Source organism: Natronoarchaeum philippinense (assembly GCF_900215575.1).
Classification (GTDB): domain Archaea; phylum Halobacteriota; class Halobacteria; order Halobacteriales; family Natronoarchaeaceae; genus Natronoarchaeum; species Natronoarchaeum philippinense.
Window position 1 is genome coordinate 390,291 of the sequence record NZ_OBEJ01000002.1, and the last position, 12,908, is coordinate 403,198.

Annotated in this window: 15 protein-coding genes; 3 read left to right on the forward strand and 12 right to left on the reverse strand. The window is 70.0% G+C overall.

Going from position 1 to position 12,908, the window contains the following annotated elements:
• Positions 1–214 precede the first annotated feature (214 nt).
• From CRO01_RS08775 to CRO01_RS08810, 8 genes are read right to left on the reverse strand one after another with little or no spacing between them, the layout of a single operon-like run.
• Positions 215–880 (reverse strand): cob(I)yrinic acid a,c-diamide adenosyltransferase, encoded by a 666-nt coding sequence (locus CRO01_RS08775; RefSeq protein ID WP_097008753.1) that lies wholly within the window; start codon positions 878–880, stop codon positions 215–217.
• The gene (locus CRO01_RS17060; RefSeq protein WP_310731934.1) at positions 873–1,892 is read right to left on the reverse strand and encodes an adenosylcobinamide amidohydrolase; all 1,020 of its coding nucleotides are present in this window, start codon (positions 1,890–1,892) and stop codon (positions 873–875) included. The genes CRO01_RS08775 and CRO01_RS17060 overlap by 8 nt, the downstream gene beginning before the upstream one ends.
• Positions 1,885–2,895 (reverse strand): threonine-phosphate decarboxylase CobD, encoded by a 1,011-nt coding sequence (gene cobD, locus CRO01_RS08785; protein ID WP_179747440.1) that lies wholly within the window; start codon positions 2,893–2,895, stop codon positions 1,885–1,887. Before cobD ends, CRO01_RS17060 begins: the two co-directional genes overlap by 8 nt.
• The gene (cobT, locus tag CRO01_RS08790) at positions 2,885–3,937 is read right to left on the reverse strand and encodes a nicotinate mononucleotide-dependent phosphoribosyltransferase CobT (protein ID WP_097008755.1); all 1,053 of its coding nucleotides are present in this window, start codon (positions 3,935–3,937) and stop codon (positions 2,885–2,887) included. Before cobT ends, cobD begins: the two co-directional genes overlap by 11 nt.
• Entirely contained in the window at positions 3,934–4,545 is a 612-nt protein-coding gene (locus CRO01_RS08795) for an NTP transferase domain-containing protein (protein ID WP_097009168.1), read from the reverse strand. Before CRO01_RS08795 ends, cobT begins: the two co-directional genes overlap by 4 nt.
• Positions 4,545–5,318 (reverse strand): adenosylcobinamide-GDP ribazoletransferase, encoded by a 774-nt coding sequence (gene cobS / locus CRO01_RS08800; protein WP_097008756.1) that lies wholly within the window; start codon positions 5,316–5,318, stop codon positions 4,545–4,547. The genes CRO01_RS08795 and cobS overlap by 1 nt, the downstream gene beginning before the upstream one ends.
• On the reverse strand, positions 5,309–6,220 hold the full coding sequence (cbiB, locus tag CRO01_RS08805; RefSeq protein ID WP_097008757.1) for an adenosylcobinamide-phosphate synthase CbiB: 912 nt from the start codon (positions 6,218–6,220) through the stop codon (positions 5,309–5,311). Before cbiB ends, cobS begins: the two co-directional genes overlap by 10 nt.
• Positions 6,211–6,876, reverse strand: coding sequence for an HAD family hydrolase (locus tag CRO01_RS08810; protein ID WP_097008758.1), 666 nt, complete (start codon positions 6,874–6,876; stop codon positions 6,211–6,213). The genes cbiB and CRO01_RS08810 overlap by 10 nt, the downstream gene beginning before the upstream one ends.
• A 117-nt stretch (positions 6,877–6,993) precedes the next feature.
• Between CRO01_RS08810 and CRO01_RS08815 the strand changes: the two genes are divergently transcribed.
• Together CRO01_RS08815 and CRO01_RS08820 are read left to right on the forward strand one after the other, a co-directional pair.
• On the forward strand, positions 6,994–7,767 hold the full coding sequence (locus CRO01_RS08815; RefSeq protein WP_097008759.1) for a nucleotide-binding protein: 774 nt from the start codon (positions 6,994–6,996) through the stop codon (positions 7,765–7,767).
• Positions 7,764–8,351 (forward strand): hypothetical protein, encoded by a 588-nt coding sequence (locus tag CRO01_RS08820; protein WP_097008760.1) that lies wholly within the window; start codon positions 7,764–7,766, stop codon positions 8,349–8,351. The genes CRO01_RS08815 and CRO01_RS08820 overlap by 4 nt, the downstream gene beginning before the upstream one ends.
• A 52-nt stretch (positions 8,352–8,403) precedes the next feature.
• On the opposite strand, the gene CRO01_RS08825 is transcribed toward CRO01_RS08820, so the two are convergent.
• The 3 genes from CRO01_RS08825 to CRO01_RS08835 all read right to left on the reverse strand — a co-directional run bounded on the left by CRO01_RS08825 (position 8,404) and on the right by CRO01_RS08835 (position 10,727).
• The gene (locus tag CRO01_RS08825; RefSeq protein WP_097008761.1) at positions 8,404–9,075 is read right to left on the reverse strand and encodes a helix-turn-helix domain-containing protein; all 672 of its coding nucleotides are present in this window, start codon (positions 9,073–9,075) and stop codon (positions 8,404–8,406) included.
• A gap of 101 nt (positions 9,076–9,176) precedes the next feature.
• Entirely contained in the window at positions 9,177–9,893 is a 717-nt protein-coding gene (locus tag CRO01_RS08830) for a hypothetical protein (RefSeq protein WP_097009169.1), read from the reverse strand.
• Positions 9,894–10,073: 180 nt separating this feature from the next.
• Positions 10,074–10,727, reverse strand: coding sequence for a helix-turn-helix domain-containing protein (locus CRO01_RS08835; RefSeq protein ID WP_097008762.1), 654 nt, complete (start codon positions 10,725–10,727; stop codon positions 10,074–10,076).
• 84 nt (positions 10,728–10,811) lie between these two features.
• Here CRO01_RS08835 and CRO01_RS08840 point away from each other — a divergent pair, with 84 nt between their 5' ends.
• Complete coding sequence (locus tag CRO01_RS08840) at positions 10,812–12,029, forward strand: FAD-dependent monooxygenase (protein WP_097008763.1); 1,218 nt, start codon at positions 10,812–10,814, stop codon at positions 12,027–12,029.
• A 22-nt stretch (positions 12,030–12,051) separates the two neighbouring features.
• On the opposite strand, the gene CRO01_RS08845 is transcribed toward CRO01_RS08840, so the two are convergent.
• Positions 12,052–12,852, reverse strand: a complete 801-nt coding sequence (locus CRO01_RS08845) for an ABC transporter permease (protein ID WP_097008764.1) — start codon at positions 12,850–12,852, stop codon at positions 12,052–12,054.
• Positions 12,853–12,908 lie beyond the last annotated feature (56 nt).

The following is a 12,908-nucleotide window of genomic DNA, read 5'->3' on the forward strand; positions in this document are numbered from 1 at the left end:
GGTGTTTCTACTGTCGAAGTCAGTGTCGAAAAACCGGTCGAGCGGGGGACACTCGCCGGTCGGGGGAAACTGGCGAACCACGGAGCGTGCCGTGGGCGGTCGCAGCCGAGACTGCCGACCACACAGTTGGATGCGTCTGAGTCGTCCTAAAACTTCCGGAACCATCGGTCGGTTTCACCAGTGTTGTCGTACAACGAAAGATTCCGAATCGCAGTCAGAACTCGGTTCCTTTCCGGGCGCCCTGTCCGGCGTCGATCGGGTGGGATTGCTTGCGCACCTCGGTGACGAGGTCGGCGCGGTCGAGCAACTCGGTCGGCTCTTCGTGGCCACCAGTCAGCACGAGTTCGAGGTCGTCGGCTTTCGCCTCGATCAGCGCGATCACGTCGTCGGCGTCGAGCAGTTCCTGTTGGACTGCGTACAGGATCTCGTCGAGAATCAGCATGTGTACCGGGTCGTCTCCCCTCTCGCCAGCGACCAGTTCGCGGGCGCGTTCTAGTCCGGCCTCGGCTTCCGTCTCGTGTTCGGCGTCGTCGCGCGCGACGCCGAAGCCGTGCCAGCCGTAGTGGCCAGCGTTCTCGTAGGTGAACCCGGGGACGTGCTCGATAGCGTTGTACTCGCCGCGGACGTCCTCGACGGTCTCGGCGCCGCCCTTCATGAACTGGAGCATGTGGACGCGGTAGCCGTGACCGGCCGCGCGCAGGCCCATCCCCATCGCGGCGGTCGTCTTGCCCTTGCCCGAGCCCCACCAGACCTGCACGAGGCCGAACTCCTCGGGCTCGCTCGGTTCGATCGGTTCGGCAGTCGGCGTCGCGCCGCCGACGCTGCGGTCCGGTTCGGTGCTGTCGGCTCCTCCGTCGTCGGTAGGTTCGCTGTCAGTCATGGCTCTGAGTTTCGGTCGTTCGTCGCGGTTCGAACACCGTCGCCGAGCGCGTCGTTACGACGCCGTGGTCGGCGTCGGCGACGCTCGCCGGAAGCTCGCCGTCGTCGTACCGTGAGCGCAGGCTCGCCGTCACGGCGTCGCGGACGCAGGCCCGCGCCGCGGCGCCGACCGGCGTCCCGCTCCCCGAGAACAGCGCGATGCCGTCGTGCTCGCCGCCAGTCGGACTCCGAACCGCCGGACAGCCGACGATCACCGCGTCGGTCGTCGTACCGGGGAATCCGGTTTCGCGCACCAGCGTGGCGGTCTTGGCCTCGGCGACGACGGCGACGAGGTTCGCCAGCGCGCCCTCTGTCAGCGTCCGGCCGGCGTAGAGCACGAGATTGACCGTTCCAGGCGTATACTCGTCGGCGCCGTCGGGCGGGCGGGGCGACGCCGCTGCGGCGTCTGCCTCGGCCGGAAACAGCCCGGCGGGGTTCGAGACGCCAGCGGTGGCGACCGCCGTCATGGTCGCTCCGTCGCTGTCCTCGATGTCGGCGTCGAGCCGCGCCGCGCGGGCGTGCTGCATGTCGACGCCGGTCAACAGCGCCGGCCCGTCGGTGTCCTCGGGAGCGCCAGCGTCTTGACGAGGCGAAGCCGAGTCAAGGCTCGATGAGCTCTGCTCATCGGCGACTGAGGGCTCGCTGGACTCCCGTCCAGCGGCGTCCTGACGAGTCTGCGAGTCAGGGCTCGACGAGTCTCGCTCGTCGGCGTCCCGATGAGTCGAAGCCGAATCGGGGCTCGACGAACTCCGTTCGTCGGCGTCGAAGCCAGCGGCACGAAGCCGTTCGTCGACGTAGGCGTCGAGGTCGGTCCGTGCCCACCCCTCCGGCACCGAGACGTTGTACGCGGCGTCGGCGTCGCGCCGGCCCCCCGCCCATCCGGTCGAGAGCCACGTCGATCCCGGCGCGTGCAGCCGGCAGACGCCGCCGCGCACGTCGATCTCCGGCATCGCGGCGTCCCCGCGATCAGCCATCCGCGAGCACCTCCAGCAGCCGGTCGTTGGCCGCTCGGTCCTTGACGGCAACCCGGATATGAGAGTCCAGCCCGCGGAACGTTCTGGCGTCCCGGAGCGCGATGCCGTTCTCGCGGGCGCGGTCGAGCACGGCGTCGACCGACCGGTCGCCACAGTCGAGCAGCAAGAACGGCGCGTCGGATGGGTGGACGCCGAACCGGTCGTCCAGCGCGGCGCGCAGCCGATCCCGCTCGCTGGCGATACGGCCGCGCGTCTCGGCGACGAACGACTCATCACGCAGGCAATGGGCTCCGACGGCGGCCGCGGGCGTCCCGAGGTTCCACGCTCGGCGCGCCGTCGCCAGATTGTCGAACCGATCGCCAGTCGCCACCGCGAAGCCGGCGCGTAGGCCGGGGAGACCGAACAGCTTGGTCAGCGATCGGGCGACGACCGCGCCCTCGTGGCCGGCCAGCGACGGCCGATCGGTGAAGCCGAGAAACGCCTCGTCGACCAGCAGCGTCGTTCCGGTGGCCGCGCAGTCGTCGGCGAACGCCGAGAGCGCGTCGGGATCGTACGCGTCGCCGGTCGGGTTGTTCGGGTTGCAGACGATCACGAGATCGTACGCTTCGGGGTCGGCGTCGAGCAGCCGATCGTGGGCGACGAACTCGGGAGCGGCGCCCTGCAGGCGCACCTCGCGGGCGTACTCGCCGAAGCTCGGCGCCGGAACGAGCGCGTCGTCGCCGGGCGTCAGCGCGCACTCGATCGCAAATCTGATCGCCGCCAGCCCGCCGGGCGTCGGGACGATCTGATCGGGTACACAACCGACGTATTCGGCCGCGGCAGCGCGAAACTCCGGATAGCCGTCGTCGGGATACCGGCGAGAGCGCTCCAATGCAGCGCCGTAGACCCCCCCGACGCCGTCGGGCGTCCGGGTGTTGACGTTCGCGCTAAAATCGAGCACGTCCGTATCGGACTCGCCGCCGTGAGGTACCCGACCGACTCGGTCGAGGGCGTCAGGCTCCACCGTCGGCACCTCCGGAGTCTTCCGGTCCGCTCCCGCCGGACGCCGACGCGTCGGCGCCGACATCCAGCCGGTCGTAGACGGCTTCGATCCGGCCGCGTACGGCGCGCATCGGCGTCTCGGCCTCGGCTGCGAGCGCAAGCGCGCCGCCCGCGCCGACGCCTTCCTTGGCTTCGCCGGCGACGTACCGGTCCATTGCGACGTGGTTCGAGCGCTCGAACTCGGGGTCGGTGACGGTCAAATCGAGGTCGAACGCCCCCGCCGCGGCGTCGAGGTCGACGTTCGGGTCCTCGTCGACGAACGCCGTCGTCGCCAGCGAGAGCGGCAGCGTGATGCCGGAGTGACGCACCAGCGCGGCGGCGGCGAGCAGCTGTGTTCCGCCCGCCAGCGTGACCGACGTACCGGCGGCCGCGGCGCCGATCGCCAGCCCCGCGACGGTCGCAAGCACGGGATCGCCGACGCGCCGAACCGCTTCGATAGGATCGCCCGCGAGATCCCCCGCCTCGACGCCGCTCTCGGCCAGCGCGTCCGCGACGACGCGGCGCTTGAGGTCGGTGGGGTTCTCGGCCAGCGACGAGGAGACGCCCACGTCCTCGCCGAGCGCCCGCAGGACGCCGAGGGCCGTCGTCGTGCCGCCGGGAATCGTCTCGCCGATCAGTAGCTCGTCGTCGGGCAGTGCGCGGCCGAACTCGCGAGCCGTAGCGAGAATCTCGTCGGCGTCCGGCACCGCGATAGGATCCCGAACGTCCCGCCCCGGTCGGGCGTCGACGCCGACCGTCGGCGCGCCCGTCTCGGCGTCGAGCCCGGCGTCAACGACCGTGAGGTCGAAGCCGACCGCTTCGCGGACTGCTCTCGTCAGGACCGCCGGCGTCGGACAACCGGTCGGGCTCACGGGGACGTGCTCGCCGGTGATCGGCCGCCCGTACGCGACGATCTCGGCGTCGATCGCGGGCGTGTGGGCCATCAGCTCCCGGGTCGCGCCGGCCGCGCTGATCCCCTCGATCTCGGCCGTGCGGGTCGCCCCCGCCGCGAGAACGAGTCTCACAGCAGCGCCTCCGCGATCTCGGCGTCCTTGTTCCGGTTCACGTTCACTGCCAATCGTGCGTCGTAGCTCAGGGACATGGTCTGAGTCGGGTCGTCGTCAGATGCGATATTGAGACCGGTCGGCGCGAGCTCACTGGGGGCGGGGCGTGCAACGCCCACGACATCGGCGTCTACCTCGCCCGGATCGAACGCCGTGTCGACGCCGACGCCGAGACGGCGTTTGAGCGCCGCAGGGACACAGACCGTCACCGGACCGGTGTCGTGAGCTTCCAGCGCGGCGTCGACGAGGTCCGCGCCGAGCAGCGGGAGGTCGGCCGCGACCGTGAGAACGGGCGCGCCGACCTGGTCGAGCGCGCCCGCCAGATCCTCGACGTACCCCTCGCCCGGCGTCTCGATCAGGTTCGTCCGGCCGTCGAGGTGCTCGCGCGTCGCCGGCGTCGCGGGCGACACCGCGGCGTGGACGGCATCGACCGCGCTGGCGTCGAGCGCGGTCAGCACTCGATCGACCATCGGTCGGCCGCCGACCTCGAACAGCGGCTTCTCGATCCGATCGTCGGAGCGCTCGTGGTCGAGCGAGGCCGCAAGCCGCCGCCCCTCGCCGCCACACATCAGGACGGCGTCCACGCGATCACCTCCGGAAAGAGTTCCCACGCGATCAGCCCGCCGTACAGCCCCGCCAGCCGGCCGAGCTCGTTCGTGGCGCCGAAGGCGTCGCCGCCGGCGCCGCCGAGCGCGCGGTCCGACCAGCGACCGACGGCCCCCGCCGCGAGGAGTGCCCCGGCGACGGCGCCCGTCGCGGCGAGACTCGGCCACGTCAGTGCGAGGGCGGGCAGCGCGAGTAGCGCCGACGGGACGAGCGAGCGGGCGCCGTTGTCGGCCGTGAACTGCGACCCCAGCCCCTCGTGGGCGGGGGCGCCGAGACACGCCAGCGCGGCCATCCCGAACTTCGCGCCGACTTCGGCGGCGACGACGATGCCGACTGCGGCGAGCAGGGTGATGCCGGCGAGCGCGAGTGCTGCCAGCGCGAGGCCCGCGACGACCAGCGCGACCGCGAGCACCGCGCCGACGCCGACGGTCGTGTCCTTCATGACTTCGCGCCGGCGCTCGGTATCACCGTGGACGACGGCGGCGTCGCCCAGATCAGCGAGCCCGTCGACGTGGTTGATCCCGGTCAGCGCGTAGACTGCGGCGACGTAGCAAAACGCCCGCGCCGGATCAGGCGCGGGAATCGCCAGCGCGAGCGCGGCGACGCCGCCGAGGAGGTAGCCGACCGGGAGAAACGCCGCCGGCGTCGCGGCGAAGGCGTCCCACGCGTCGGCGTCGCGGCCGGCCGGCAGTCGCGTCAGGAAGCCGACCGCGCCGGCAAGCGCTTTCAGGCCCACACCAGCACCTCCCAGAGGACGGCGGCGGCGTACGCCAGCAGCCCAGCGGAGCCGACCAGCGAGATCGCGCGCTCGGCGTCCTCGACTGTCGGCAGCGACGCGACGCCGTTGAGCGTGTAGCTACCGGGCTTTTCGAGCTTGATCTGGAGGGCGCTGGCGACGGTCCCCATCGGCCACCCCGAGTTCGGCGACGGCGGCGCGCTGGACCACCGACGAGCCGACAGCATCGGGTCGGGCGAGCGCGCGACCGCGGTCAGGGCCAGCGCGCTCAGCCGAGCGGGCAGCCACATCACGGCGTCGTCGAGCCGCGCGGACAGCCAGCCGTGGGGTTTCGATGGGTAGCCGAGCATCGAGTCCAGCGTGTTGACGGCTTTGACCCACGCCGCCGCGCCCGCGGCGAGCGCGAGCGACTCCGGGGCGAGCAGGGCGAACGCGAGCAGGGGCGCGACCAGCCCGTCGGCGAGATTCTCGGCGGCGCTCTCGACGGCCGCGCTACGCAACTGCTCGGCCGAGAGATCGGCGGCGTCCCGACCGGCCAGCGCGGGGAGCCGGTCGCGCGCGGCCTCGATGTCGGTCGCGCTCGCGGCGACGACGCCGGCGGCCTCGTCCAGCAGGAGTCGCAGGCTCGTCGTCGAAAACAGCGCGAGCCCCGCCAGCACGCCGCCCGCGATGGGGTGGACGAACGAACCGAGCGCGACGACGCCGCCGACCGCGAGGCCGGCCGCGATCGGGCACAGCAGCGCGATCCAGAAGCTCACCGACCGCGGGAGCGTCCAGTCCCGATCCAGCGGCGCGACCAGCCGGCCGAACAGCGCGACCGGATGGATTCGCGCCGGGGGCTCGCGGACGAGCCAGTCCAACGCGGCTGCGAGAGCGATCGCGCCTGCCGCGATCAGCGACACGGCGATCCCCCCGCACCATCCGGCTTCGTCGCTTCCGCGTCGGCGTCCAACCGCTCCGGCACCGCCGACAGCGACGCGTCGTCGAGCAGGATCGCCGTCCCACCACAGGCTTCGATCCCGCCGTCGGTTCGGGGGTCGTCGCCGACGTGGACGAGCGCGTCGACGCCGACGCCGAGAGCGTCAGCGACGGCCTCGAACGCCCGCCGATCGGGCTTTCGCCAGCCGCAATCGACGCTGGCGACGACGGCGTCGAACAGGCGTCGGTCGAGGTCCGAGCGGTTGAGCGCGCGCTCGACCAGTCCCGGAACGCTGCAGTTCGAGAGCACGCCGACGCGGCCCGCGTCGGCTGCCGCCGCGACGGCCTCGACCGCGTTCGGGCGCGTCTCGACGGGCGCGTCGAACGCCGCGGCGACGGCGGCGTCGACGGTATGCTCGGGGACGCCGACGCCGCAACTCTCCAGCGCAGCGCCGACGTGGTCCGGCAGCGGGACTTCGGCGCCGTCTGGCGCGTCGACGTGCGGTTCGGCGTAGGCCTGTGACCAGTTTTCGGGCACGCTCACGCCGCGCTCGGCGAGTTCTCGGCCCACCGCGCTCGCCGGTGACGACGGCGGATCGACGCGCACCAGCGTGCCGAACAGATCGAACGTTACTGCCACTACCGACGGATTAGTGCAAGTCGACTTGAATACCGCGGTCGTCGGGCTCCCGTCCACCCCATTCGTTTCTGCATAGAATCCAAAAATTTATCCGCTATATAGGACAGAACTGACGTAATGGTCGAGGCCTTCGCGGTCGCAAGCGGGAAAGGCGGGACCGGCAAGACCACCGCCACGCTCGCGCTCGGCATGGCGCTCGCCGACGAGCACGACGTGACGGTCGTCGACGCGGACACGGGGATGGCGAATCTCCTCTTTCACGCCGGGCTGGCCGACGTGGACACGACGCTTCACGAGTTGCTCGTCGAGGACGCCGACCGGCCGGTCGAGGCGGCGGTGTACGAACGCCACGGGCTCCGAGTCGTCCCCTGCGGGACGAGCCTCGCGGGGTTCGAGGCGGCAGACCCCGCCAGACTGCGCGAGGTCGTCGCCACGCTCGCGGCAGACACCGACGTGTTGTTGCTCGATTCGCCGGCCGCGCTGGGCTCGAAAAGCGCCGTGTTGCCCGTCGTGCTCGCCGACCGGACGATCACGGTGCTCCATCCGACGATCCCGGCGCTCAGCGACGGCCTGAAAGTCCAAGAGTACGCTCGGTCGTACGGCACCGACTCGGCGGGCGTGCTGTTCAATCGCGTCCGCGACGACTCCCGGATCGACGCCATCGCGGATCGCACTCGCGAGTACTTCGACGGGCCGGTCCTCGGTCAGGTCCCCGAGTGCCGATCGGCCGACGCCGCCCGGAGCGCGGGGGAGCCGCTGCTCGCTCACGCCCCCGAGTCGCCGGCCGCCCAAGCGTTTCGCGCGGCCGCCGAGTCGCTGACGGTCCGGGACGGCGAGTCCGGCGCCGTCGCCGACCGCTTTCGCAGCGCCGTCGTCCCGGAACAGCCATGAGGCTCCCGCAGGGCCAACTGGTCCGCTCTAGGGTCGTCTCGACGCCGGGCACCGCGCTGGCGTCGGTGCTCGATCTGGAACTGACGGGCTACGCGGTGTTCGAACCGCAGGATTCGCTCTTGCTCGATGCCGACGGACGGGGCGTGCTCACCTTCGAGTCGGGCGTCCCCGTGCTGGCCTACCACACCGGCACGGACCGCGGTGGCGTCGAAGCGCTCGCGGACCTCTCGGTGCCCGGCCCCTACAACGTCGACGTGTTCCGGACCCCACCGGACGAGATGGCCGAGATCAACGACACGCCCGATCTGGCCGTCCCGCCGGGGATGCCCGCCGAGCGCGTCGCCGGCGATCCCCGGCTGGCCGATCGGACGCGCGAACGTGCTCGAGCGGCCGACGCCGAGCTCGTCCTCGAACCGGGCGCCCTGCCGTCCGCGGACGAGGCAGGTTGCGCGGACGCCGTGACGACGTTTCTCGACGACGACGAGAAGATCGAGGCGATCCGCGAACAGGCCCGCGAGGAAGCCGAGCGCCGGGCCGAAGAATGGGGGCTGGACGGCGAATTGGTGGCCGCAGACGACGACTGATCGGACGGGGCGCTATCTGCGAGTCAGCGTCGACGCAGCGGCGTCGCGCCGCTCAGGGATCGGTCGGCCCGTCCGTCTCCCCGACAAACAGCGTGTGCTCGATGAGGTTCCGGTGTCCCCGGCGCAGGCGCTCGGAAAGGGCCTGATGGGAGATGCCCAACTCGCCGGCCAGCGCGTTCATCGTCTCTCCCCGGGGGATGTCGTAGAAGCCGCGCTCGTAGGCCGTCTCCAGCGTATCGAGCTGTTCGGCCGTCAATCCGTACTGGCCTCGCCGGGCGGCGTCTTCGAGTTCGTAGATGCGCTCGATGTCGAGCGAGAGGTTCTGCTCGTCACAGAACTCGAAGGTGGCCGACAGTGACTGTCGGTCGGTAAAGAGGATTCGGAGATGCCACCCCTCGCCGTTGCCGTAGGCCGACAGAATCGTCCCGTCGGCCTCGGTCAGGACGTGCAGGATAACTCGGATGTCCTCGACCCACTCCATCCGGTAGAGCCACTCGTCGTCGTTGTCAGCTAGCAGGGAGATGTTCTTCACGGAGTCGTCGGCAGCCAGTGCGCGTTCGAGATCGTCTTTGTCCGGCGCCATCGCCGTGAGAAACGGGATCACGTCGCTGGTGCCGTGCGCGGCGACCCGCATCACCTCGAACTCGGCGTCTGGCACCGCCGACAGCGTCTCGCGGAGGACGAACTCGTCGGGGGGCACGCGGATCTCCGCGATCGTGCTCATGGGTGATGTACCACGAACCTTGCCTTAAAGCCACGAACGCGTCGGGTTGCTGACGGGCGGAGCGTCGAGCCGGCGCGTGACGCCAGTGCCCACAGCGGCGGTCAGAACCCGCCGTAGCGCAGATAGACCATCACGGCGATGATCGCAAGCTGGAAGACGCCCTGCACGCCGCTGAGCCGCGCGTTTCGCATGCCGATCGCGCTGATCACCGTCGCATCGGGCTCGTCCGAGACCATCTGGCGGTACATCCGCACTTCGCCGGGCAGCAAGACGCCGAAGCCGACCACGCTGAGTACGATCACGATGGCGATGGCGACGACGATTGCCGGTTCGGTCATCGCGAAGTCGGGGAGCGTCGCCGCGAGGTAGGCGCCGCTGCCGACCAGTGCGACGCCGAAGGCGGCCTGCCAGCGTCGGTCGCCGAACGCGCCGAACTGCCAGCCGATCAGCGCGAGCGCGGGCAGCAGCGACGCCGCGGTGAGGATGGCGATCCACGGCTGGAGGTTCTCGTAGAAGGCGATCCGGACCGCAAGCGTCACGCCACCGCCGATCGTCACCAGCGCGAGCGACGGCATCAGAAACGTCATTTTCGGGGTAAACCGCTCGAACACGCTCGCGCGCTCCTCGACGGCCAGCCCGCCCAGCACCGGCCCGAGCACGAGCGCCATGAACAGGTCGATGCCGGTCCAGAGCACGCCGGCCATCACGTGGACGAACGTGTGCTGGATCAGCGTGCCGAACTGTAGGACGTACGCGAACGCGGCGACCGGGAGCAGGATTGCGCCGGTCGCAAAGGCCGGGTTCGCCCGCTCGGCCATGCCCCTGATCGTCTCGCGGATCGTCGTCATGGGCGGATTGCTCGGAGCGGTGATTGTTAAAGCTTGGTAATTGGTGACTACTGTCGTGATACCGCTACTCGGGATAGAAGCCAAGTGGATACCGCCGTCGAGGAGTGCCCGCAAGCGCCGGCGACGCCGCAGCAGCGGGATCGTCGCGCGTCAGGAGACGAGGGCGCCGAACACCCGCTCTTCGATCTTCCGGAGGTGCTCACCTGCGGTCGTTGGGGCAACGTCAACCCGCTCGGCGATGTCTTCGAGCGTCGCCTCCCGAGGTGTCCGGTAGTAGCCCACTTCGACCGCGGTTTCCAGCACCTCCTGTTGGCGGGTCGTCAGGAGCCTCGCCAGCGATGCCTCGTCGGGGTCGTACTCGCCTGTTTCGAGCACCTCGAAGTCGATGTCTGCCGCCTCGTTCACCGTCTCGTACAGTTCGCGGAAGGCGGCGTCGTCACCGAGGTACGTCACACGAACCGCGCCGTCGGCGTCGAATCGGATCGGCGTCTCGACGACGAGTTCGGCGTCGCGCTGCAGTTCGAGCGTCCGCCGGGCGAGTGCCGTCGGCTCGAACTGGCTCACGGCCGTCCAGCGCTCCTCGCCGGAGACCATGTATTCGACGACGTGCGGTGAGTCGCGCATGATCGCCTCGTACCGGCCGCGGTCGCCGCTCCCCTCCGCGAACAAAAGCACCGTCCCGTCGTCGAGCAGTTCGACGTGGTGGATCGCCTCCCGCTGGATCGACGGCTCCGCCGAGAGTTCTCGTCCGAGCGGGTGAAACGCACCTGCGGCGGGCTCGACGAGCGCGGTGAGGTATCGCATACGATTCGCTGGGCACCGTACACGTATAAACGGGCGTGGATGCGGGGCAGTCGGGGGTTGGGAATCGAGCGCCAACGAACGGGTATGACACGCGACCGATCGGAGGCGTGCGACACGACGACCGACATCGCTATCGTCGGCGGCGGCATCTGCGGACTGACTACGGCGATTGCGCTCGAACAGCGCGGCTGGGAGCCGTCGGTCTACGAGGCCGCAACCGAGTACCGACCCATCGGCGCGGGGCTGTTGTTGCAGACGAACGCGTTGCTCGTACTGGAGCGTCTCGGTCTCGCGGACCGGGTTCGGGCTGCAGGGACGCCGCTGGGCAACAGCGCGATCCGCTCGCCGGACGGCCGCGTGCTCAAGCGGTTCGATCTCGATCGCATCGAGCGAACGGAGTTCGGCTACGGCTTCGTGGCGATCCACCGCGCCGACCTCCAGCAGATCCTCCTCGACGAACTCGATGCGACTGTCCAGACCGGGATGGAGTGCGAGCGGGTGATCGGCACCGACAGCCCGACAGCCAAGTTTTCCGACGGAACGCGAATCAGTCCGGATGTCCTCGTCGGAGCGGACGGCATCCACTCGGCGGTGCGCGACGCGGTCGTCTCGGATGTCGATCTGCAGTCCGTAGACGGCGTCTGCTACCGGTCGGTCGTCTCGGTCGAACTCCCCGATCGCCACCGTGATCACGGGCTCGAAGTGTGGGGCGACGGGAGCTACACCGGCGGCGCCCCGCTCGACGACGACCGATTCTACTGGTTTGCCACGGTGTCCGACTCGACGGCTGCGGGGCTGAACGGCTCGCAAGAAGTTGCCGCCGCGCTCCGCGAGCGCTTCGCCGCGTTTCCGGAGCCGATCCCCGTGGTCCTCGATGCGCTCGACCCCGACGACATCTTCGCAACCGGTCTCGAAGACGTGCCGGCGCTCGATCGGTGGTCGCGCGGATCGGTCGTCCTCGCGGGCGACGCGGCCCACGGGATGTTGCCGTTCGCCGGGCAGGGGGCGGCCCAGTCGATCGAGGACGCGCTCGCGCTCGCGGACGCCATCGACAGACACCCCGAACCGGCCGCCGCGTTCGCGTCGTACGAGGCCGAACGGCGGCAGCGAGCGGACGGGATTCGCGCCGAAGCACACAGACTCGGCCGCCTCGGAACGGTCCAATCGCCGTTCGCCGCGCGACTCCGGAATCTCGCAATCGGGCTCGTTCCGGCGTCGCTCTTCCGACGCTTCCGTCGACAACGGGCGGCCCGAACGTCGCTGCCAGATCGGACGCTCGCGGACGGCGGTCCGGACGCGTGAGGCCCGACTGGCCACACTTCGATCACTCCGAAACGTCCCGTCGCTCGAAGAGCTCGCTGCTGAGAACGACGAGCACGACGGCGGCAGCCAGCAGGAGCGACAGATCACCCCACGCGATCTCGCCGTCGGCGAGGATCTCGCCGGGATCGAAGTACCGCGAGAGGGCGAGGTCGCCGAGCCAGTCGTAGTCGGTATCGAACGTGAACGTATCGAGCAAGAACAGCCCGAACACCGCGCCGGCGCCGGCAGTCTGGGCGCGCCGGATCGAGTCGAACGCGACCGAGGCCAGCAGGCCGACGCCGGCACACGCGAGCAGATAGGCGATCGAGTACGCGTGGACCGCAAAGAGATCGAGCGCGTCGATCGACTCGTCGATGAGGACGACGCCGACGTAGACGCCGAGGAAGGTGATCGCGTTGACGAGGACGATGCCGGGAAGCAGCGAGAGGAACTTGCCGACGACGAACCGGGTCCGCGACACCGGCATCGAGAGCGTCATCCCGATCGTCCCGCGCTCGATCTCGCCGGCGACGGTCGACGCCGCCGCGTAGGCGTAGTAGACCGCGAGCAGCAACACCCAGCCGAACTGGTAGAGCTGTGAGACCAGATACCCCTCGATCGTCGTCAGCGTGGTGACGCTGCCGACGAACGCGCGGGTCGCTTCCGGCGGGAGCGACTCCAGATAGGCGTCGAGATCGGTCCCCGATTCCGCGATCGAGGGGAACAACGCGACGGTGAGCACGATCAGGGCCAGCAGCGCCACCGTCAACAGCAGCGATCCCCGGAGTCGGCGCCCGGCCTCGAACGTCGTGATCTCGAACATGCGACTCCCTACGGGCGTATGACGACGAGTGGGCTGTTAAACCCGAGTGACGGCCC

Excerpts from the sequence above, each read along its gene's own strand:
- CRO01_RS08775 (WP_097008753.1), bottom strand. The coding sequence starts at position 880 with ATGACTGACAGCGAACCTACCGACGACGGAGGAGCCGACAGCACCGAA.
- CRO01_RS17060 (WP_310731934.1), bottom strand. The coding sequence starts at position 1,892 with ATGGCTGATCGCGGGGACGCCGCGATGCCGGAGATCGACGTGCGCGGC.
- CRO01_RS08795 (WP_097009168.1), bottom strand. The coding sequence starts at position 4,545 with ATGTGTGGCGGCGAGGGGCGGCGGCTTGCGGCCTCGCTCGACCACGAG.
- CRO01_RS08815 (WP_097008759.1), top strand. The coding sequence starts at position 6,994 with ATGGTCGAGGCCTTCGCGGTCGCAAGCGGGAAAGGCGGGACCGGCAAG.
- CRO01_RS08820 (WP_097008760.1), top strand. The coding sequence starts at position 7,764 with ATGAGGCTCCCGCAGGGCCAACTGGTCCGCTCTAGGGTCGTCTCGACG.
- CRO01_RS08825 (WP_097008761.1), bottom strand. The coding sequence starts at position 9,075 with ATGAGCACGATCGCGGAGATCCGCGTGCCCCCCGACGAGTTCGTCCTC.
- CRO01_RS08830 (WP_097009169.1), bottom strand. The coding sequence starts at position 9,893 with ATGGCCGAGCGGGCGAACCCGGCCTTTGCGACCGGCGCAATCCTGCTC.
- CRO01_RS08835 (WP_097008762.1), bottom strand. The coding sequence starts at position 10,727 with ATGCGATACCTCACCGCGCTCGTCGAGCCCGCCGCAGGTGCGTTTCAC.
- CRO01_RS08840 (WP_097008763.1), top strand. The coding sequence starts at position 10,812 with ATGACACGCGACCGATCGGAGGCGTGCGACACGACGACCGACATCGCT.
- CRO01_RS08845 (WP_097008764.1), bottom strand. The coding sequence starts at position 12,852 with ATGTTCGAGATCACGACGTTCGAGGCCGGGCGCCGACTCCGGGGATCG.